The sequence below is a fragment of the Leptospira ognonensis genome (assembly GCF_004770745.1).
In the GTDB taxonomy this organism is placed as follows: domain Bacteria; phylum Spirochaetota; class Leptospiria; order Leptospirales; family Leptospiraceae; genus Leptospira_A; species Leptospira_A ognonensis.
Genome location: NZ_RQGD01000014.1, coordinates 270,335 through 290,781 on the forward strand (window position 1 = coordinate 270,335; position 20,447 = coordinate 290,781).

Consider the following 20,447-nt stretch of genomic DNA (forward strand, 5'->3'; position numbering starts at 1 on the left):
ATCTGATATGTGAATACAAAATTTCTGATTCTCGCCTTACTCTCACTTTCCTGTGCTTCCACATTTAAACCTTATACGAGCGAATGGAAGGTCTCTGATGGGAATGATATTTTTTATGCCGGGATATCTGCAAAAGCGAGCGAGAAAGCAGTCGCAACTGATAGCGTGTCCATGAAACAAAGAACTTGTATCGATGCGGCAAAAAGCATATCTACCTCGCCAAAAATCTCAAAGTTTCTAGTGGATGCAGAAAAACAGACTTTAAGTGAATCTGAGTTACGTGAACTGGGAAAACAGATCGCAACGTATCGCATTACACCGGTTCTTTTGGAATGCCAGCCTGGCCCCAAGGATTCGATGTTTGGTGGCACTGATTGGGCAAGTTGCCAATGTTTGTATTCTGTGATTTATCCAGGGGGACGTTCCGCATTACAACAAGATATCTTAAAGGTTAAATAAATTTAAAAATCTTAACCGGCTGTGATTTTCCTTTGATCATTACATCACCCAAAAGATGATAGCGTTCTTTTTGTTCGGTATTTTGATTCACAACTTCTTCAGAGACTAGGATTTCTGTTTCAAATTGTTTATTCAATTGCTCAATCCGTGCAGCAAGATTGACAACATCTCCAATGATGGTATACTCTTTGCGTTCGTTCGATCCGACATTTCCCGTTACCGCATTGCCCGCATGCAAACCCATACCGAATCCAATTTTGGGAAGCTTGCCTGCAGATATTAAACCATCGAGTGTAATTTTAATCTTCTCCGCTGCCTTGATTGCATTATGAACATCTCGCCCATCGGATACCGGCGCTCCAAATACCGCCATAAAGCCATCCCCCAAAAATTTATTGATGATCCCTCCGTTCGAGTTAACGCATTCGATGGAAGATGTAAAAACTGTATTCAGGAATTGGATCAAATTTGTTGGAGATTGTGACTCAGAAAACTGTGTAAAATTTCGGATGTCAAAAAACAACATACAAACGTGACGGGTCTCTCCTTCCCACTCATCCTTTTGCTCAAGCAATTGGTTCACAACTTCTGGGGAAACATGTTGCCCGAAAAGTGCTCGTATTTGATTTTTATCGACTTCATGTCGGAAACTACTACTGACAGCTCTTTTAATTTGTCTGGTTACAAACCCTGCAACAAACCCAGAACCTAATAAGATAAACGCCTTGGCGTAAAATAAGGCGTCATTTTCCACGAGCGTTGCTGGTAAGGCATTAAAGGAAAATGTTTTAAAATATAGGAATAAGCAAACATACTGAATCGATGATACAATGCCTGAGAAAATCGACATCCGTTCTTCCAGTCGAAGCGTAGAGATGATGATAAACAAAAAGTAAACAAAACTCGGAGGTGCATCTAATGCTTCAATCGAATTGTGGGCATTCGCTCCGAGTTCAAAGATGGCGAGAGTGGGAATCGTAGCTTCTACAAAGGCACTGCCATACCTTACAAGAGGATTGATGCCCAAGCCTAGTCTGATCGTACGTTTGAAATACATTCTGAGCAAGAAGGCGTAGGTTGCGATCAGAAGAAAATAGGCAGGTGGGAGCCAGATCGGAAATCCTTCGCTGTAGATGATTTTAAAAATAGCGGGAAATAAGATCGGTTGTAAGAGAAACGTCATCGCTCCCACGATAAAAATAAAGACTAAAACAGATGCCCGTCTCACTTCTGAACGAAGTATTTCTCTAGAGAATGCCGAATCAAAGGAACTTTCGATATCTTCTGCCATTCTGCTCATCTTAATACGATTTCAAATATAGATAAACATTTTTTGTATTTTTTCCAAAATAAACAAAAGAAAGCATAAAAATGTCCTACCCTAACAGTAAACTCAGAGCAGAATAGTCAAGAATTCTGGAGCAACCTTTGTCCATCACATACCATCATAGTTTAGCTCTTTCCGACCTTGCGACAAGTCTCCAAACATCCATCCATGGAGAACAAAAACAATCTCCTTTACGATCCCCAATCGTCGTTATACCAAATACGAATATTGAGCGCTGGTTAAAGATCAATTTACCAAAAATTGCCCCATCGAAAATGGCTCTGAATATCAGGTATGTCTTCTTAGAGAAAATTTTAGAAGAAATCCTTACTTCGAAGGAAACTGATTTGATTCCGAGAGATCATCTCTACCGCCATGGAGAAATAGAAAGTTTGATTTTTCAATACCTTTCGAAAAACAAATCGTTAGCTGAATTTTCCTTTTTGGGAAGTTATCTGAATTCACCGAATCGAATCTTTTATTTAGCAAGTAAGCTCGCAAATTATTTTAAGGACTATGAATTGAATCGAGCTTCATGGATTCATTCTTGGGCTTTAGAAAAAGAAGTACCGTTTCCGAATTCTTCAAAATCAGATCTAGGAATAGAAGGAGAATCTAATGAGTATTATACTTTTGAGAAAAAAATCTACTCTGAAATATTTTTAAAAAAAAATGCTCCAAAAATATCGCTCGGGCAATTCCTTCTCCGCTCCTTATCAAGAAAATTTGATTCACAACCTATCTCCCTGCATCTTTTTTGCCTAGCGAATCTATCAGATACATATCTAAAGTATCTGCATCACCTGTCCGCTTCTCCTCACGTAACGATTCACTTTTACCAATTCCATACTGGCACGACTGACCTTCAAATCAAACATCTGGTAGATTCGCCCGTACGTTGGAGTCTCCCTCAAGTGACTCTCGCAAACTCACTTTGTTCTTTTACAGATACAAAAAAAGAGAATACCGAACTTCAAGTTAACGGGAGTAAGTTCCCTGAAGGGATTTGTTCCTTAAGAGATCTTTTACAAGGGAAAAGGGAAAATGTACTTACAGGTCATCCATCCCTTTTGGATCCCTTTGGTGCAACAATGGATGCATCGGTCAGAATTTGGAATGCGCCTTCCGAGTATCGAGAAGTGGAGACGGTCGCGAATGATATCATTTATAAAATGAATTTGGCAAATCAAAATTCGGAAGATCTATCGCTTTTAGATTTTTCAATTTTAGTCACAGATATAGATACGTATAGATCGGCCATTGAATGGGTGTTTAGTGGTGGCATACTCATAGAGACAAATTACCCAAATCAAAATCGTATCGAACGTCAAAAGATCCCTTTCTCACTCGTGGATTTGAAAGCATCTGATGCATCACCTCTCTACCGAGCCATTTGTGATTTTTGGGATCTATGCCGCAATGATGGTTTCAAATATCATGAATTTGAAAAAATGATACGAAGCCCACTTGTGAATGGAAATATCTTAGATGAAAATGTGGATGCTTCGGAGTTAGAATTGCTTCTTGCCAATCTGGGAGTTGCCTATGAAGATGATCGCATCGATTCACTCGAGGATCCATTCCAGATTTCCAATGGGATCAGACGTGCCGTTTTTTCCTCCACTTTTTCAGAGGAAGCTGCAGAAAAAAATATCCATTTCACATCCGTCAATTTTCAGAAAGAAGAGACAATCATTCAGTTAACAGAGATTTGGGTGAAAATCAATCACGCAAGAAAGAAGGTAATTGATTTTTTATCAAAACAAAATTGGGATCGAGAGAACTTAGAGTCCCTTAGAGCTGCATTGGAGTCTGTATTTGTACTGGATTCTGAGGATTTCGAAAACCGAAAACAATTCCATCAATTTTGGGATTTATTACTCCAATGGGAAGAAACCCAAATAGATTCTGTCCATGGATTAGAAATTCTAAAACTGATCACAGACCAAGCCTTTGCTGGCATTTCCATTCGAAAGGGTGATTACTTAACCGGTGGTGTTACCATTTCACTCCTCCAACCAATGCGTCCCCTTCCCTTCAAGCATGTTTATATTCTTGGTTTGGGCGAAGGCAAATTTCCTGGGACAAGCGATACCTCAAGATTAAACTTACGTTTCACGTTCCCTGAGGAATGGGATTTAAATCGAAAACAGATCCAGGAATCACTTCTATGGGAAACATTATTCTCAGCGACATCTTCGTTAACTTTAAGTTATGTTGGGAAAAATACAAAAGAGGATAAAGTTTTTGAACCGTGCTCCAGTCTTTATGAAATCATGCAGGGTCTTGGCATTTCGCAAGCAACCGAATTGCCTCTCGTTTCCTATAGTAAATTTTACGATCATACAGAAAATTCACTGAAGGCTGGCCTTGTCAGTTACGACTATTCTAGATACTGGGTGGGGAATCAAAATTCTAAATCCTCTGTTTTAAAAGAATTTCAAAATATCAAATTACTAAATTCAGAATCAAAACAATTAACGGGAAGAAGGAAGGTCACTCTCCATGAATTGATAAGTTTTATCAAAGACCCACTTGATACATTTCTCAAACGAAAACTAGGAATGTACATGGCTACTGAAAATGAACAAAGTAAAGAGGAAATCTTTACATTAGATTCTTTGCAGAGCTCACGCTTACAAAAACTAGTCTATGCTGAGATTTTTAAGGAACTCGCCATTTACGAAGGGGAATGGAATCGTGAGAAAATCAATTCTCTATTAAGCCCGATCATCCAAAAAGAGAAACAGTCCGCTCGTTTCCCAAGTGAAGTTTACTCCGTTCTTGAAACAGAAAATATACTTCAACATTTTGAAAGCAGAGGATCGATTCTCAATGAATGGGCAAAACTTCTAAAAGGTGCTACTTACTATCCTTATCTAAGTTTTGGTGACACTGGTCTTAGCAAAGAAGTTTGCATGAAATTTCCGGCTATTCTTTTCCCAACTCTTCCGAATGTATCTCTATTTTTTGAGTGTGAGCATATCTTCAAAAAAGACGGAATTTTTTATTTAATGTACACTAAAAGAGTTGAGGGAGATGTTTCCCCAAACTCAGCTTTTGCGGAATATAACGATTATTTTGGAAACATGCTGACTCCGTTCTTGACCTGGGCAGCATTTTCAATGAACGGAATCCCCTTAAATATTTTAACAACCAACATGAAAGCGAAAGATAAGGAAGTTTTAAGTTCTCTCAATTTTCAGGTTACGGACGGACAAGTTGCTACCAAAGCATACCTAACAAAGGCAATCGAAACATTTTTGATTGAAACTCCTCAGTTTTTCTCTCGGATCACCTACCTAAATTTCTTTTGTAAACATTTTAATTCAGGTACTTCTCATCCGTTCTCCGAAGCTTCCCTCCTCGAAAAAGAATCGCATTGGAAAGAATTCCAATCAGAAGAATCTGATCTTCTCTATAGTCATTTAACAGAAATTAGCAAACTTTATCCCAAAACGAATGAGTTTCTTATCCATCCAAATATCTCATTCGCCATTAATTTCTATGCCCCAATCTCTCTTTGGAGGAAAAAATGAGACATACATTTATAGAAGCCTCCGCTGGAACAGGTAAAACTTATAAAATCATGGAATTACTCGGGGAATGGATGACCACTCACTCCGGGAATGATGAAAATATCCTTACCAAAGTCTTGGTGTTAACGTTTACCGAAAAAGCAGCGGGAGAACTAAAGGACAGACTCCGAAAGAAAATTATAGAACTTAAACAAAATGCAAATAATCCGGAGATCTATAACCGCTATTTAACGGAACTAGACCAAGTGACCATATCAACGATCCATGGTTTTTGTAATATGGTTTTACGTGCCTTCCCCGTGGAAACCAATGCAAGCACGGATTGGGAAATGGGAGATGCAACGGAAAGACTCAAAGAATTTTTATACGAACTCAAACACAATAAATGGAAAGAGCTAAATATACCGAATGAAAGTCTTGTAACACTACTCATCGGAACAAATTTCTTTAAAAACTTTGAAGAGATCATATTAGAAACCGCTTCCAAAATTCTCAGTGGAAGGCAGTATGTTTTAAACGAAACGAACATATCCAATTTTCAAATTCATAAGGACTCCATAGAATTAGAAATAAAGTCCATCCAAAAAAAGGTCGTGTCTTATTTTGACTGGATTTCCTCAGAGCCCAAGCTAAGCCTACTCAGTGCAGAAGGAAAAGATAAGTGGCTAAACTACTGGAAGGAATTTAAAGAATTCTTAGAGATAAGAAAAAGTCTTTCCTTTGAATTATTTCTCGGGAAATTTTTTCAATATTTTAGATTTCCATTCATAAGTATGGAACAAGGATTGAACGACTTTTTACCGAAAAGTAAATACCTATCTAGCGCTAAAAAAAACGAAGCTCATGTCGAAGAGATTTCAAGTCATACAAACGAAGTTTGCCAAAGTATATATCTATGCGTTCAGAAAATACTAAAATCGATTAACATCGACGAATTCCTGCAGCAAACTACCCTTTACCTAGTAAAAAAGGTAAAAGAAGAGTATCTTGATTCCAAATGGATGAGCTATGACCAGATGATTATCGCCATTCGAGATGCTATCAATACCAATCCTGCTCTGCTCGAAATACTTAGAGATAAATACAAAATATGTCTTTTGGACGAGTTTCAAGATACAGATCTTGTGCAGTACGAAATATTTCGAAAGATATTTTTTGAAGCAAATGATGGTGAACATTTTCTGTATTTAATCGGAGATCCCAAACAATCCATCTATTCGTTTCGAGGAGGGGATCTCGGAACTTATTTGACCGCAAAAACGGAAATAAGAGATGAAAGTTCAATTCCTTTAACAGTGAATAGACGCTCCGTCAAACAATTAATTTCCGGTTATAACCGCATCTTCGGGATACAGAATCCTGGATCTACTTTCTTCCCCATTCAAGAAATTGGAAGGGAGGAAAACGAAATCCGTTACGAAGAAGTGCAAGCACCTAATGAAGAAGCTCAGTCTGTAAAATTACTGGCTCCATTTAACGACGGGCCCATTCATATTGTTAACCTGATCCTTGATTCGGATCCAGCAAACAGTTCCAAGCCAATTAAAGTTAAAATTTCCAAAGAAATAACGACAGATAGATGGAATGAATTTATTTCCTTTGAAATTTTAAAAATAGCAAATTCTGAATTTTGTTATGAAAAAAATGCACAACGAAAGGACATTCGTTTTAAAGACATCGCTATACTAGTCAAGAGTAGAAAGGATGGAATTTCTCTCGAATCCACACTTCGTGCAAAAAATATACCTTGTTCCTTTTATAAACAAACTGGTATTTACCAATCACGAGAATCAGATCAGATTAAAAATATTTTGGAATGCCTTTTGGATCCGAATGATCCCGCTTCCTATCGTAAATTATTATTAGGTGATCTTTTCCAAATCAATCCGGCCGAACTAAATTATTTTGATGAACATTCAATAGACTCCTACGAAAAGAAACGGTTGGACCATTGGCGGAAATTGATCCAAAATAATGAATATGCAGAGTTTTTTCGACGACTAGAAGAGGATACGCGCATTTTCTATACCGAAGAAGAAAAGGACCTGAAATGGGAACGTCGCAGAACGAACTATAGACAAATTTTACAACGGTTACTCGAATTTCAAATCAACCACCAAGCATCGCTTCCTGAATTATTAGATGAATTAACTAAGTGGAGAATAGAAAAATCAACCGAGCAAGAACTCCCTCTCTTTGATAAAGAAACCGAAGAAGACGCTGTGCAAATTCTAACCATACATGCTTCCAAAGGTTTGGAATGGCCGATAGTTTTTATCCACGGATTTTCGAGTCTTTTCCAAAATCCTATTTGTTATGACTATCCTATCAAAACCAAGGAGGGGAGAAGTTGGAAGCTTTCCCTATGGGAAAAAAATCTCAAACATCATGAATTGACTTCCCTCAATGAACAAAGGCGATTATTATATGTTGCTCTAACTCGCCCTCAAGTCCGACTTTACCTTCCCTATTGTCAATTGAGTACAGATAAGTCACCCTATCATTTGTTTCTTTACAAGTCATTACAGGCGATCATGGAAAATTCGGAAGCGAGCCTCCCAAAAGAGGAATTTACTCTACGATCATTTTCGGAAACCGAACATTCTCAATTCACACCTAATAGCCGCATGCTTAATGCGACAACAAGTGCACATTCAGAAAATTCCCTCTATCAATGTTTGCCACATACAAAATTGAACACAAAGAGGAGATTATTTTTACACAGCTATAGTTCCTTAAAAAAGGGGACAACGAAAGAAACAAGTAAAACAGAAGAACAGATTCTAAAGTTGGATGTAATCCACGAGCCCGAGTCAAACTTTGAACTTCCTTCATCAGCAAATACTGGTTTATTCTTGCACAGTATGTTAGAAGAAGTTCCCTTTTCTCTTTTCCAAAATGCCGATTCGGACATTTTAGAATCAGAACAGTGGAACCATATTCTCGAGAAAAATATGGCGCAATATGGCATCCTAAACGATCAAACGATCCTTTCTGAATACAAAAATCAAACTTTCCAATTATTAAAAAATTCATTGAGAGCAAAAATCCCTTTAATGGGGGGTAATTCGTTTCAATTATCGGAATTAACAAACCAAGAGCGCTCTCAAGAAATGGATTTTCATTTCTTAATTTCGAATCTGTTAGGTTCAGATGCTGCGGGAAATTTTCTTAAAGGCTCGATAGATCTGGTTTTATACAGAGATGGAAAATATTTTATCGCTGATTATAAATCAGATCGATTACCGGATTACAGTCGCAATTCGCTCTCCCTTCATTTAATAGATTATCGCTATGATTTACAGCGAGATATTTACGCTTACATTTTTTACGAATATTTAAAATCTCTTTTCGGAGAAGAGGAAGCCCTAAAACTTTTTGGCGGAGTGTTTTATCTTTTCTTAAGAGGGATGAACGAGAATTCGGAAGAAGGAATCTATTTGGATTTGGGCAACGAAGGTAACGGTGAGTGGAATCAAAGTCGCTTCAAAGAGATTCGAAACAGAATTGACCATCTTGTCAAAAGCTCCATTAAGGAGGCAGCCATATGAATGAAGATCCGCAAATCTATTTAAACTATATCACTGACTTACTTCATATATCTGGGCTCCAAAAGGAAGATATACTTCCTATCCTCACCGAAGTCTTTGAAGAAAGTCGGATGGGTAGCCTTTGTGTTCCCATGAAAAAGGAATGGGAGCAAACATTAAGTAAAAATTCTATCCCTTTTGCATTTGAAACGATCGAGGGAGTCCAGCATGTTTATCTTGAACGAATTCATTCATTAAAAAAGAGATTAGAGATAGCATTGAAAAGACAAATCTCGCATCAGAACATGATCAAAATAAATCTTAATAAAATTCAAAACATTCAGAGAGAACTTGAAGTAAATTATTCTCATGCAAGGAATACGGATTATAAATTAAATGAAGGTCAAAGCCACGCAATTCATCAAACTCTTGTTAGCAATTTTCAAGTAATCAGTGGAGGACCTGGTACGGGTAAGACAACCGTTGTTGCTTTTTTACTTAGAATCATGAAGGAACTCGGTCAACTTCCGGATCCTTCTGACATAGCGCTTGTTGCGCCAACAGGACGAGCGGCCCAAAGATTGACAGAATCCATCCAAACCAATTTAAAACTGATGGGGTCAGAAGAGGAATTTAGTAACCTTTTCCATGGCCAAACCGTACATTCCCTTTTAAGTTTTAAGAAAGGGGAAGGTAAATTTTACTATAATCGGGAAAGAGCGCTACCTTACAGATTAATTCTAGTTGATGAAGTTTCGATGATGGATTTAGATCTGATGGTTTCGCTTTTCGATGCGCTAGAGAATGTGGAAATGGAAGGAGAGTTCCCTTTCCATATCATTCTTCTTGGAGATCCTAATCAACTGCCCTCAGTGGAGAAAGGAGAGGTTCTTGCCGATTTTTTAAATGAGTTGCCAAAGCATGGCAGTTTTTTATCTCGTCTAACCGAGAGTAACCGGCACTCAAATGTTCCTCAAATATTTAAATTGATGAAATCCATTTACCCAGACCATTTGGAAAAACAAGCCAGTAATATTACTTCTACTTTTCATGTCGTATCAAGTTATGAAGATGCTGAAAATTCTAAGGATGAAGTTCTCTGGCTGAATTTAACGAAACCATCCTCTATTCATACCAGTAGAGATTTGTTAGTCGAAGAATTATGGAAGAATCATTTTATTCCACAAATGAGGATCGTTCGCAACTGGAACTTCGATTCAGAGACGCAGCTCAAACAATTTCCGACTGAGACCTTTCTCATGGAATTAAACCGATTCAGATGTTTAACGGTTCTTCGATCTGGATACTTTGGCATAGACGGTATTCAGTCCCAAATTCAAAAATTGGCATTGATCTACTTCAAAAATCCTTCAAACGAAGGAACGGGTGACCAAATTCAATACCGCGACCTTGCTTCACGACTTTATTATGAAGGGATGCCAATTATCATCACTAAGAATGATAGGAACAGAAAACTTTTTAACGGAGACGTTGGTTTTATTTGTTTGATTGGAAATGAATTACGTGCTGTTTTCTGCATTAATCATCTCCTTTTTTCTTTCGCGATTGATACATTGCCAAATCATGAAGCTGCATTCTTTATGACGGTCCATAAAAGCCAAGGATCAGAATATGACATTGTTCTTTTCTATCTTCCAGAAAATAATCCAGAATTAAAAAATAATTTACTAACTAAAAAAATTATCTATACGGCTGTTACGCGAGCGAAAAAGAAAGTGATTCTAGCTTGTGATAAAAAAAGTTGGGAAACTGGATTATTAAACGATCCGAAAAGGGTCACTGGCTTTGTTCTTTCGTAGAATTTTTCGTTAGTTTCTCATTTCTATTTTTTCTACTAAGAGCATGCGTGTTCCTACCAAATCTCCGTCTATAGAAAAGGCCAAGATATGTCTGCCTGGTTGTGTGAATGCAATGCCAGCAAAATTTAAAGGAAGTTCTATCATTTCATCCTGTGCTCGGCTCTCGAATTCACCATTCACGGGCAAAACAACCTCGTCGGTATCAATATTTTTGAGAACCAATTCGAAGGAATGTTTACCATGTAGATTTGTCAGAGCAATATAAATACCCCAAGGAGGGAAGATTACCGGAAATTCATGGGCCATAAAACGATTGAATGTTCCGATGATACCTTTTTTGTTATTGTCTTCTGTGATAATCTTATCTGCGAATAATAAAGCTAGTAATACTGGTTCAGACATTGATCATTCCCTTATCCTCAAACGTTACGATTCCCGATTTCGTATCATAAAATGCAGCTACCATTTTAATTTCATTCGAACGAATTCTTTTCGCAATGTATTTACTTTCATTTAAAATTTCTGCGATTGAATTATGAACGTTTGCTTTAACAACATGATTGAAAACGTGATCCTCGTCTTCGTATGGATCTGCCATGTGCGCACATTGATCTATAGCTTTTTGTATCTTACGCGTGATTGTGAAAATATTTCCTTCATTCACGGAATTGATAGCGCTTGAAATAGCACCACAATTGGAATGACCAAGTACAACTATCAACTTAGTTCCAATTTTATCGCATGATAGTTCAAGACTTCCGAGGATTTCTTCATTAACTATATTCCCTGCAATACGAATGGAAATTACATCTCCCAGGCCAGTATCAAATATTATTTCCGGACTGGTGCGTGAATCAATACAAGATAACACGACTGCAAAAGGATTTTGACCAAAGGCTGTTGCATTTACTTGGTGTTTAAAATATTTTTCTGTCCACTTCCCTTTGGTAAACCTTTCGTTACCTTTTTTCAATATTTCTAAAATTTCATCGGGTGTGATTTTTTGCTGAGCTTCCTTATCTAAAATATTTACAAATTGGATTTGATCAGAAAGTTCATACTGATCTCGGATGCCTATGAGATTTAATTGAATTTTTCGTTCAATGGCGACGATTGATTTAAATTCATGTATGATTTCGAGAATATCGCTATCAATAAAATTGCAATTCGTAGCATCAATAATTACTTTAGATCCAATCGGCAGTGCCCACAAGGAATCTTTTATGGAGGCACGATTCAAAAAAGAAACTTGATTTGGAAGTTCCAGTCTAACTGTCTCTCCAATATTATGCGTATCCCTCTCTAATAGAAATGGATTTTTATAATTATTTTTTAAGAGAAAGAAGATACTTACTGCTAGTCCAAACATAACACCAATTAGTAAATCTGTGAAAACTATCGCAATAACAGTGAATAAGAAAGGCAAAAACTGATTCGATCCTTTTGAGTATATTTCTCGGAAAACTGAAATTCTTGCAAGTTTGTAACCTGTTAAAAGCAAAATGGCTGCTAATGATGACAAGGGTATTAGATTTAAAAACGGGCTAAAGGCGATTACGCTGATTGCAAGCAGAACCCCATGAATGATCGTCGAAAGTTTCGTCTCTGCTCCGGAAGTTATATTGACAGAGCTTCTCACGATAACGGACGTTATTGGCAACCCTCCTAAAAAACCAGAAGTGATGTTTCCTATCCCTTGGGCCATCAGTTCGATATTTGGAGACGGGGATCGTTTATGCGGATCCATATTTTCAGTTGCGTCAAGATTGATTAACGTCTCGATAGAAGCAATCAGTGCAAGAGATAGTCCCACGAACCATACATCCAAATTGGATATTTGACTTATATCAGGGAATGTAAATAGGCTTCCTATGGAATGAATCGGAGGAATGTTCACTAAATGTTTTTCTGATAAATACAAATAAGTGAAGTTGTTTTCAAACAATTTATTTAACAGAATCGCAATCAGTACAACAATTAAGGAGGACGGCATCCATCTAAAATGTTTAGAGATTACCCTATCAAAAAACACAAGCAACATGAGCGAGACGGAAGAAATGATTACTGCGCCCCAGGAAAAATATTTAAAGGAACGAATTAATTCTGAAAATGTATTCTCTCCATCTCTTTGAAAAAAAGAAAAATCCTCTTCCGGATCAATATCAAACCCAACCGCATGTGGGATTTGTTTTAAAATAAGAATGATACCAATTGCTGCGAGTAATCCGCGAATGACGTTTGAAGGGATATAATTGGCGATGATACCAGCGCGAAAAATTCCTGCAATTATTTGTATAAAGCCTGCGATGATAACAGATAGCAAGAAAGCCTCGAAGCTTCCCAAGTTAGTGATCCCTGAAAAAACAATGACTACAAGTCCTGTGGCTGGTCCGCTAACGCTAACATGCGATTGACTTAAAAACCCTACAAGAATACCCCCGATCACGCCCGAAATGATTCCTGACATTAACGGCGCTCCGCTAGCCAGCGCGACACCTAAGCATAGCGGCAAGGCAACCAGGAATACTACAATGCTGGAAGGAAAATCTCTTTTTAATGAATTAAGCACTATAAGTTTCCGTGTTTAGAGGGAAGCGTAAGGTGATTTCCGTCCCTTGATTTGCCTTACTTCTAAGATTAATCCTTCCACCCATTGCTTCCAGCATACTTTTTACCAAGTACAAACCTAGCCCTTTGCCTTCTGTAGCAGGGTGAAAACGTTTATACAATCCAAAAATCTCATCCCCATATTTTTCTACATCAACTCCTAAACCATTATCTGAAATATTTAATATTAAATAATTTTTATCAATCCAAGAAGAAAGTTTTACAATTGGTTCACGTGTTAAATCTCTGAATTTAATCGCATTTGAAATCAAATTATTGAGAATCAAATACAAATTCCCTTTGATAGCCTGTATCACTGGTGCCTTAGAGAAATCCATTTCAAAGCGAATTTTTGACTTTATAATGTCAGTATCTAAACTAGAAAGGATTTGATTGACAATTTCGTTTAAGTCAATCGTTTCTCTTTGTTCAGTGTGTTCTTTGCGGCTTTTAAGTATAAAGTTTAAATCACCGATAATCTCATCCAGTTTCTTTGCGCTCAGAAGCAAGTAGGATTGAAATTGAGTTTTATCCGAGTCGGAAAGAGTTAGATCAGATAAAGCATCAATGATTGATATAATATTTGTAACCGGGGCACGCAGATTATGAGAAACTATATAGGCAAATTGTTCTAGCTCCTTATTGTGTTGGATCAAATCACTGATAAGCCTATCACGCTGTATCTCTTCACTTTTTTGACTCGTTACATCACGAGTCGCGATCATAACGCCAAGGATAGCGCCGTCAGTAGATTTTTTGATAGGAAGAAACCGATTAAAAATCCAAATATCCTTTCCATCCGGACCTTGGACTTGAGAAACATATTCAACGGGTTTTCCCTTCAATACTTCGCTTAATTTTTCTTTGATCACAGTTCTTCGTTCGGGGGTAACACTATCAGGAAGGGAATCGCCGATTTTCGCTTGGTGGTTAAAGAGCGCAACAGAATAGATTCCTGCTAAATGATTAAAGGATTTTACTTTCAATTCAGTATCTAATAATAAATACGCGGTATCCGTGGTTTCGAGAATGGCTCTAAAATTAGCCTCGGAGGTTTCCAACTCTAAATTAGCTAGCTTTTGTTTGGTGATTACCTCCGTAAGAAAAATGAGTCCTCCTACAGCACCATTTGATAGATACCATGGTTGAATTTCCCATTTCAGCCAAACCACCTCTCCATTCTCTCTGAGGAAAAAGTCTTCTTCTGCCTTTTCCACAACGCCCGTCAGGCATCTGGCGTGGATTTGTTTCCACCTTTCTGGAATATCTGGAAAGATTTCATAATGTTTTTTGCCAATTACATCATCCGCTGTTAAATGATAATCAGCATACCAGCGTTTGCTCACAATCAAATAGCGAAGTTCCTTGTCGAGCATTGCTAGCGCTGCAGGACTATTTTCCACAAAAAGTCTTAATTTATTTTCACTCTCGATCAACTTTTCTTCAATCTTCTTTTGCTCGGTCACATCTTCCAATAAGTAATTGATCGTTTCTCGATAATGAATCCGCGTAAGATTGATGTATTTAAAGCTGCCAGCTTTGGTAAGCATTCTCGTCTCGATAGTGGGCGCTTTAAAAGATCTCTGACTCTTTAATTCCCTCTCTTTTTCATCCCATCGAGAGGATAAGAAATCCCGATAGATAGGATCTGGGAATAGTAATTTCCGCCAAACATCTACACTTTCTATTTCTTTCGCTGAATAGCCGGTAATTTCGGTAAAACTAAGAGAAGCAAAAGAAAGTCTGCCATCCTCATGGAAGGACACAATTCCCTTATTTGTTTGATCTAAAAGACCAAGAAGAAATTCCATTAGTTAATTACTATATAATGTAGGAACAACAATAATCAGTCACCGTTTCAATTTTTAATTTAAACTTTTCTTTTGCAGGTACTTCAAAAATATGTGACCCATGGATCTCTATCCACTCACTTGAACCAGGAAGTTGGACTTTTAAATCCCCAGCTAGAATTTCCATAATTTCTTTCACATCTGTACCAAATTCATATTCGCCAGGCATCATGATTCCTAAAGTTTTTTTGTCACCATTTGGAAACAGTATTGTTCGGCTTGTCACTTTACCGTCAAAATAAATATTTGATTTTTTAACAACCGTTACATTCTCAAAAGAACTCATTAGTTTTCTCCATTCTTTGGCCTATCGACCATTCAAACATTTTCTGGAATGGTTCAAAGCATTTTTCTAACCAACTTGGGATAGATTTTATCTTAAAATCCCTTAGAAAAGTGTTTGATTTGTGAAAAAAATTCCAAAGTCTAAACAGGAGAATGGCAGTATTGATTTCCGAAAATAAAAAGCAGTTAGCTCGGGAAAAATCAATCGAAAGCATTAGAAATTCCGCGATTCATCTTTTTTCAAAGCATGGATTTTCGAGTACAACTATGGAAATGATCGCCAAACATGCGAAAGTATCCAAAGGTCTCGCTTACAATTACTTCAAAAGCAAGAATCAGATTTTTGAGCTGATTCTCGACCAACATCTCTCTAAACAAGAAAGTTTGTACCGAACAATTGATACGGACCAATTAGCTATCGAATACCTACGTGAATTTTTTCAAAAGTCGATTGAATTTTTTAATAAAGAGCGAAAAACATTTATCCTAATTTCAGTGAGTCTTTTCCAACCCAACTCCGTCTCACTATCAAAAAAACTGACAGAAAGTTTCGAAAGGAGACTTGCACCTTTTAAGGAAGTAATGAAAGAAAAGTTTATCTCTCTCTCGGTGTTGAGGATCCAAATGCAGAAATGTTATTTGTAAGAACGTTTCTGCATGGGATGTTCAGTTTACAATGTGCACACATGGGAGAAAATATTCCAAAAGAAAAATTAGTGGAGATATTTCTCAGTCGTTACGTGAACTTATCTACTCCGCGTTTACGCTAGGTATTTTTAAGATTAACAAATTGGTCGTCGAAGTTGCCAAAAGTTTCTCTTTTTCCGTTTTCATCTCAGCTGTCATATGTATTGTAGAAAACCCTTTGGCTTCGATCGTTGCGGTGACGATTACCCTTTGGTTAGGTTCTACACCTCTAATGTACTGAATGTTCATATCAATTGTTGTTGTTGGTTTTTTTGCTACTAAATAACTTAAAGGTCCATACGCATTATCAAATGCGGCTGCTATATAACCACCTTGCATGAAACCCATTGGATTGGTCTGGTTTGACATGACTGGAAATGAAACACTGATGCTCTTATTTTTAACATACTGTATGATCTCTGCTTTCATATCTATAAACGAAGGGGGTGGAACCGTTATTTTTCTTGCTCCTGCTTGAAATCCTTCGCTCATCTCTCTTAAAATTTTATCGGTTTCGATTTTGTTTAGAGTCTGCAATTGATTGCCTCCATCTGAAGCCACATATCAATGTGACCAGTAGTCACATTATTTTCTAATGCATTTCCTTGTCCAGAAATTATGTTGCCGTTGGTCACATAAAATGGCAAGTTACCCATATGAAGCGAAAATCTTACCATCATGGAGATCTCAAGTCCGCACTTTTTAAAGCCTGTCATAAATTATTGAAAACGACCGATCCTAATGAAATATCACTTAGAGCTGTTGCTGATATGGCAGGAGTCTCTCATTCTGCCATTTATAGACATTTTAAAGACAAAGAGGAACTTTTGGAAGTGATGGCTGCGTATGGTTTCGATCGACTAGGGAGTGTCCAAAAAAAAGCATTCGATAAAGAAAGGAATTCGGAGGAAGGATTCCTTCAGCTAGGTCTGGCTTATATAAAATTTGCGACTTCCAACCCAAATTACTATAAAATCATGTTTTTTACAAAACGCGAGAATCCTGGATTGTTACTCAAACGTGCTCAGATTAGATCTTATTCCGTGTTGGTTTCGAGTTGTCGGATTTTCCTCAAAGACAAATCAAAACAGAAAGAACCTAGGGAATATTCATTGATGTGTTGGTCGCTCGTACATGGATTTTCAAATCTTTGCATTGAAACAGGTGTCCCGAAATCGGAAGCCCAGGCACTCAAAAAATCATTACCTGACTTCGCCTTGGAAATATTGAGGAGTGCCCTACTTTGAATCCTAAAGATTTTCCCGTTTTAGAAAAACAAGATGAAATTCTAAATTCGCTTACGGAAAAAGCCATTACACTATTGCAAGCACCTACGGGATCTGGGAAAACCACCTGTTTGCCATTATGCTTTCTAAATGCAGAGTTTCTTAACGGCAAAAAAATATTGATGTTAGAGCCAAGGCGCATTGCAGCAAAAAACGCAGCTTCGCGTCTGAGTCTTATGCATGAAACTCCTTTAGGATCGACGATTGGATATAGAATTCGTTTCGAATCAAAAATTTCACCTACGACTAGGATTGAGGTCGTAACAGATGGGATTTTAACAAAACTCTTATTATCTGATCCCGAATTGAAAAGTTATGGGCTCATTATTTTTGATGAATTTCATGAACGTAACCTAGATTCAGATTTTGGTCTAGCACTCGCTAGACGAGCTCAATCTCTCTTTAGAAATGACTTAAAAATTCTGATCATGTCTGCGACTCTTGAAGGGATCAACTTTGAAAAAGCGAATATTTTCTCACCTTTAATCAAAACAGAGGGCAAATCCTATCCCGTAGAAATCATCTACCAAGGAGAATCTACAAAAAGGCAGAGCAAAAGATTATCGGAAATCATACCTAAAGCCCTTGCTAAGCACAAAGGAGACATACTCGTTTTTTTTGCGGGAGTCTCCGAAATCAATGAAACTATGCGAGAGCTAAACGATACCCTACCAAATGCGAGTCAAATAATCATACATAAACTTTATGGTGAAATGAGTTTCGAAGACCAACAAAATGTGTTTAGGCGGGCAGCGAATGATTTTCGAAAAGTTATCCTTGCGACAAATCTTGCAGAGTCTTCCATTACCCTTTCGAATGTAAATGTAGTTATTGATACGGGGTATTGCAAGCGGGCTATTTTCGATCCGAGTTCCGGACTGACAAAACTAGTCAGGAAACGGATCAGTGTATCTTCGGCAGAGCAAAGAGCTGGACGAGCTGGACGTGAATCGCCTGGTTTCTGTTACAGGTTATGGTCCAAAGAGGAGGAATCAAATTTCGTAAAAATGCACCCTCCCGAAATTCTGGAGACCGATATCTCACATTTGATACTCACTGCAAAAATTTGGGGAGAAGAAATCAATGATTTGCCACTCGTTGATTCCCCACCAATCGGTATTGTATATGAATTAAAAAAATTATTACAATCCTTAGGTTGTTTAGACGGAAATGAAAATTTGACGCACATTGGAAAATATGCGTCAGCTTTACCGATATCCTTGCGGTTAGCGGTCATGTGTTTACATTTATTCTTTGATAACCGACTTGAGCTGGGAGTTGATCTTGCAACTGCCTTTTCCGAGCGCCGGTTGTTTTCGGAACCGACACCTATTGAGAATTTCGCAAGAACTTGGGAGAAATGGTTGGGCATATCGAGCCTAAATGCATATCCAAAATTAAAACAAATCAAAGATCAGTTGTTACAGAATTTAAAACAAATTCCAAGAGAATTTACTTCTTTAAAGACAGGAAAAGAACCCAGTTTAGGCCTTCTACTTTCCTTGGCCTTCCCCGATCGAATCGCAAAGTCAAGAGTTGTCGGATCAAATCGCTATAAAATGACCAATGGGAAAGGTGCCTATTTTCCTGAGGGAAGTTCCATCGATTACCCTGAATGGATCCTTGTTTTAGAAACAGATGGAAACGATCTGGAAGCGAAAATCAATTTGTATGCTGAGCTGAAAGAATCTGAAGTCTTGCAATTGCATGCAGAGATCATGAAAAAGGAATTTAGTTTTTCCATTGAGGAGAACGAAAAGAAAGATCTGATTCTAAAAAGTTATGCAGAATTTAAATTTGGGGAGATTACCATTAAAAAACAACCATTTACTGATTCCTCATCCTTAGTGGAAAAAAAGAAATTTATATATGATTATTTTTCTAAAAATGGATTCTTCCAAATATTCAGTGAACCTGAGCCAATCAAACAACTGTTGTTCAGGATCCAATTATTATTCGAGAACCGACTATTGGCATCGAATATTTCTGATGCGCTACTCCTCGAGAAATTAGAAATATGGTACTTCCCAAATTTTAATTTTGAAAAAGATTCAGTCAACCTGTCTCAGTTCGAAAAAACAGAGGCCCTTTTCTCTTTATTTTCTTACCAAGAGCGTGAGTTGATCCATAAAGAAACACCATCTCATTTGAATGTACCGAGTGGATCAAAAATTCAGATCACCTATTCCGAGGGGAACCCATTTCTCGCCGTAAAACTGCAGGAGGTATTCGGGCTAAGCCAAACCCCAAAAATTGCAGGTGGCAAAGTATCGGTCACCTTACACTTGCTTTCTCCGGCAGGAAGACCCGTGCAGGTAACATCTGATTTGAAAAGTTTTTGGGATACTACATATCATGAAGTCAAAAAAGAACTAAAGGGACGATACCCAAGGCACCCTTGGCCTGATTCTCCCTGGGAGGCCGTCGCAACGAAGGGAACCAAAAAAAGATCTTAAACTAACCTTTCATATACGGAAGTCCAGCCACGTTTGTTCACTGAGAATTTATTCTGACAGGTTGGGCAAAGATGATCACCCACTTTTGTAAATTTTAATTTTTGAGAGCAGGAAGGACAGAAGATGAACCTAGTCTCCTCTGGATTGCCACTCGCATATATTTCCACTTTAGCATCCGTTTGGTTGCTCTCATTTGCAGGCTGGGTCGGAAATACTTGCGATTCGAGAAAGGTCATAGCCTCTTTTTCCGAGGGGAAAATGGGAAAAAGAGTGTCAAGTTTATGGAGAAGAAGGGATTCTTTCAAACCTTCCCCGCAGCCTGTGATTGCCAAACGAGAGAATGTTTCCGCCAAGCGGACTGCGATTTTCTTAAGGTATTCCGCCCCGACTTCGTCAATCGCACTCAAAAGGGAACAATCCAGGCAAAATAAACTAGGATTCCGGCTGGTTTCCTTGATTTTTAAATAAAGTTCGGAACCCATTTCCGCAGAAAGATACCCAGAAAGATGAATTAAAAGAGAATTCAAAAAGCTTTTTCCTCTTTTCTGATCTTCGGTAGAGATTCTGTATTTACAAGGAATTTTGCAGAATTTAGACTATT

The 20,447-nt window shown here is 37.8% G+C and carries 14 protein-coding genes; 7 read left to right on the forward strand and 7 right to left on the reverse strand.

The window, feature by feature from the left end; translation table 11 throughout:
• Positions 1–9: 9 nt before the first annotated feature.
• A complete protein-coding gene (locus EHQ58_RS05015) occupies positions 10–459 on the forward strand; it encodes a hypothetical protein (RefSeq protein ID WP_135622762.1) in 450 nt (149 codons plus the stop codon).
• On the opposite strand, the gene EHQ58_RS05020 is transcribed toward EHQ58_RS05015, so the two are convergent.
• Positions 452–1,750 (reverse strand): adenylate/guanylate cyclase domain-containing protein, encoded by a 1,299-nt coding sequence (locus EHQ58_RS05020; protein ID WP_167883537.1) that lies wholly within the window; start codon positions 1,748–1,750, stop codon positions 452–454. The genes EHQ58_RS05015 and EHQ58_RS05020 overlap by 8 nt on opposite strands.
• A 137-nt stretch (positions 1,751–1,887) precedes the next feature.
• Between EHQ58_RS05020 and EHQ58_RS05025 the strand changes: the two genes are divergently transcribed.
• Genes EHQ58_RS05025 through recD form a run of 3 tightly spaced genes read left to right on the forward strand, consistent with a single transcriptional unit; the run spans position 1,888 to position 10,675 of the window.
• The gene (locus tag EHQ58_RS05025; RefSeq protein WP_167883538.1) at positions 1,888–5,325 is read left to right on the forward strand and encodes an exodeoxyribonuclease V subunit gamma; all 3,438 of its coding nucleotides are present in this window, start codon (positions 1,888–1,890) and stop codon (positions 5,323–5,325) included.
• Positions 5,322–8,876 (forward strand): UvrD-helicase domain-containing protein, encoded by a 3,555-nt coding sequence (locus tag EHQ58_RS05030; protein ID WP_135622765.1) that lies wholly within the window; start codon positions 5,322–5,324, stop codon positions 8,874–8,876. Before EHQ58_RS05025 ends, EHQ58_RS05030 begins: the two co-directional genes overlap by 4 nt.
• A complete protein-coding gene (gene recD / locus EHQ58_RS05035; protein ID WP_135622766.1) occupies positions 8,873–10,675 on the forward strand; it encodes an exodeoxyribonuclease V subunit alpha in 1,803 nt (600 codons plus the stop codon). Before EHQ58_RS05030 ends, recD begins: the two co-directional genes overlap by 4 nt.
• Positions 10,676–10,684: 9 nt before the next feature.
• Here the strand turns inward: recD and EHQ58_RS05040 are convergent, their stop codons facing one another.
• From EHQ58_RS05040 to ppnP, 4 genes are read right to left on the reverse strand one after another with little or no spacing between them, the layout of a single operon-like run.
• The gene (locus EHQ58_RS05040) at positions 10,685–11,077 is read right to left on the reverse strand and encodes a DUF6941 family protein (protein ID WP_135622767.1); all 393 of its coding nucleotides are present in this window, start codon (positions 11,075–11,077) and stop codon (positions 10,685–10,687) included.
• The gene (locus tag EHQ58_RS05045) at positions 11,070–13,244 is read right to left on the reverse strand and encodes a SulP family inorganic anion transporter (protein WP_135622768.1); all 2,175 of its coding nucleotides are present in this window, start codon (positions 13,242–13,244) and stop codon (positions 11,070–11,072) included. The genes EHQ58_RS05040 and EHQ58_RS05045 overlap by 8 nt, the downstream gene beginning before the upstream one ends.
• Positions 13,237–15,093: a PAS domain-containing sensor histidine kinase gene (locus EHQ58_RS05050; protein WP_135622769.1), complete on the reverse strand. Its 1,857-nt coding sequence runs from the start codon at positions 15,091–15,093 to the stop codon at positions 13,237–13,239. The genes EHQ58_RS05045 and EHQ58_RS05050 overlap by 8 nt, the downstream gene beginning before the upstream one ends.
• A 10-nt stretch (positions 15,094–15,103) precedes the next feature.
• On the reverse strand, positions 15,104–15,418 hold the full coding sequence (gene ppnP / locus EHQ58_RS05055) for a pyrimidine/purine nucleoside phosphorylase (RefSeq protein WP_135622770.1): 315 nt from the start codon (positions 15,416–15,418) through the stop codon (positions 15,104–15,106).
• A 152-nt stretch (positions 15,419–15,570) separates the two neighbouring features.
• Here ppnP and EHQ58_RS05060 point away from each other — a divergent pair, with 152 nt between their 5' ends.
• Positions 15,571–16,062, forward strand: a complete 492-nt coding sequence (locus EHQ58_RS05060; protein WP_246047157.1) for a TetR/AcrR family transcriptional regulator — start codon at positions 15,571–15,573, stop codon at positions 16,060–16,062.
• A 105-nt stretch (positions 16,063–16,167) separates the two neighbouring features.
• On the opposite strand, the gene EHQ58_RS05065 is transcribed toward EHQ58_RS05060, so the two are convergent.
• Positions 16,168–16,641, reverse strand: coding sequence for a PaaI family thioesterase (locus EHQ58_RS05065; protein ID WP_135622809.1), 474 nt, complete (start codon positions 16,639–16,641; stop codon positions 16,168–16,170).
• A 119-nt stretch (positions 16,642–16,760) separates the two neighbouring features.
• Here EHQ58_RS05065 and EHQ58_RS05070 point away from each other — a divergent pair, with 119 nt between their 5' ends.
• Together EHQ58_RS05070 and hrpB are read left to right on the forward strand one after the other, a co-directional pair.
• Complete coding sequence (locus EHQ58_RS05070; RefSeq protein ID WP_135622810.1) at positions 16,761–17,351, forward strand: TetR/AcrR family transcriptional regulator; 591 nt, start codon at positions 16,761–16,763, stop codon at positions 17,349–17,351.
• A complete protein-coding gene (hrpB, locus tag EHQ58_RS05075; protein WP_167883539.1) occupies positions 17,348–19,846 on the forward strand; it encodes an ATP-dependent helicase HrpB in 2,499 nt (832 codons plus the stop codon). The genes EHQ58_RS05070 and hrpB overlap by 4 nt, the downstream gene beginning before the upstream one ends.
• On the opposite strand, the gene EHQ58_RS05080 is transcribed toward hrpB, so the two are convergent.
• The gene (locus EHQ58_RS05080) at positions 19,843–20,373 is read right to left on the reverse strand and encodes an STAS domain-containing protein (protein ID WP_135622772.1); all 531 of its coding nucleotides are present in this window, start codon (positions 20,371–20,373) and stop codon (positions 19,843–19,845) included. The two genes, hrpB and EHQ58_RS05080, sit on opposite strands and share 4 nt — an antisense overlap.
• Between the last annotated feature and the right edge of the window lie 74 nt (positions 20,374–20,447).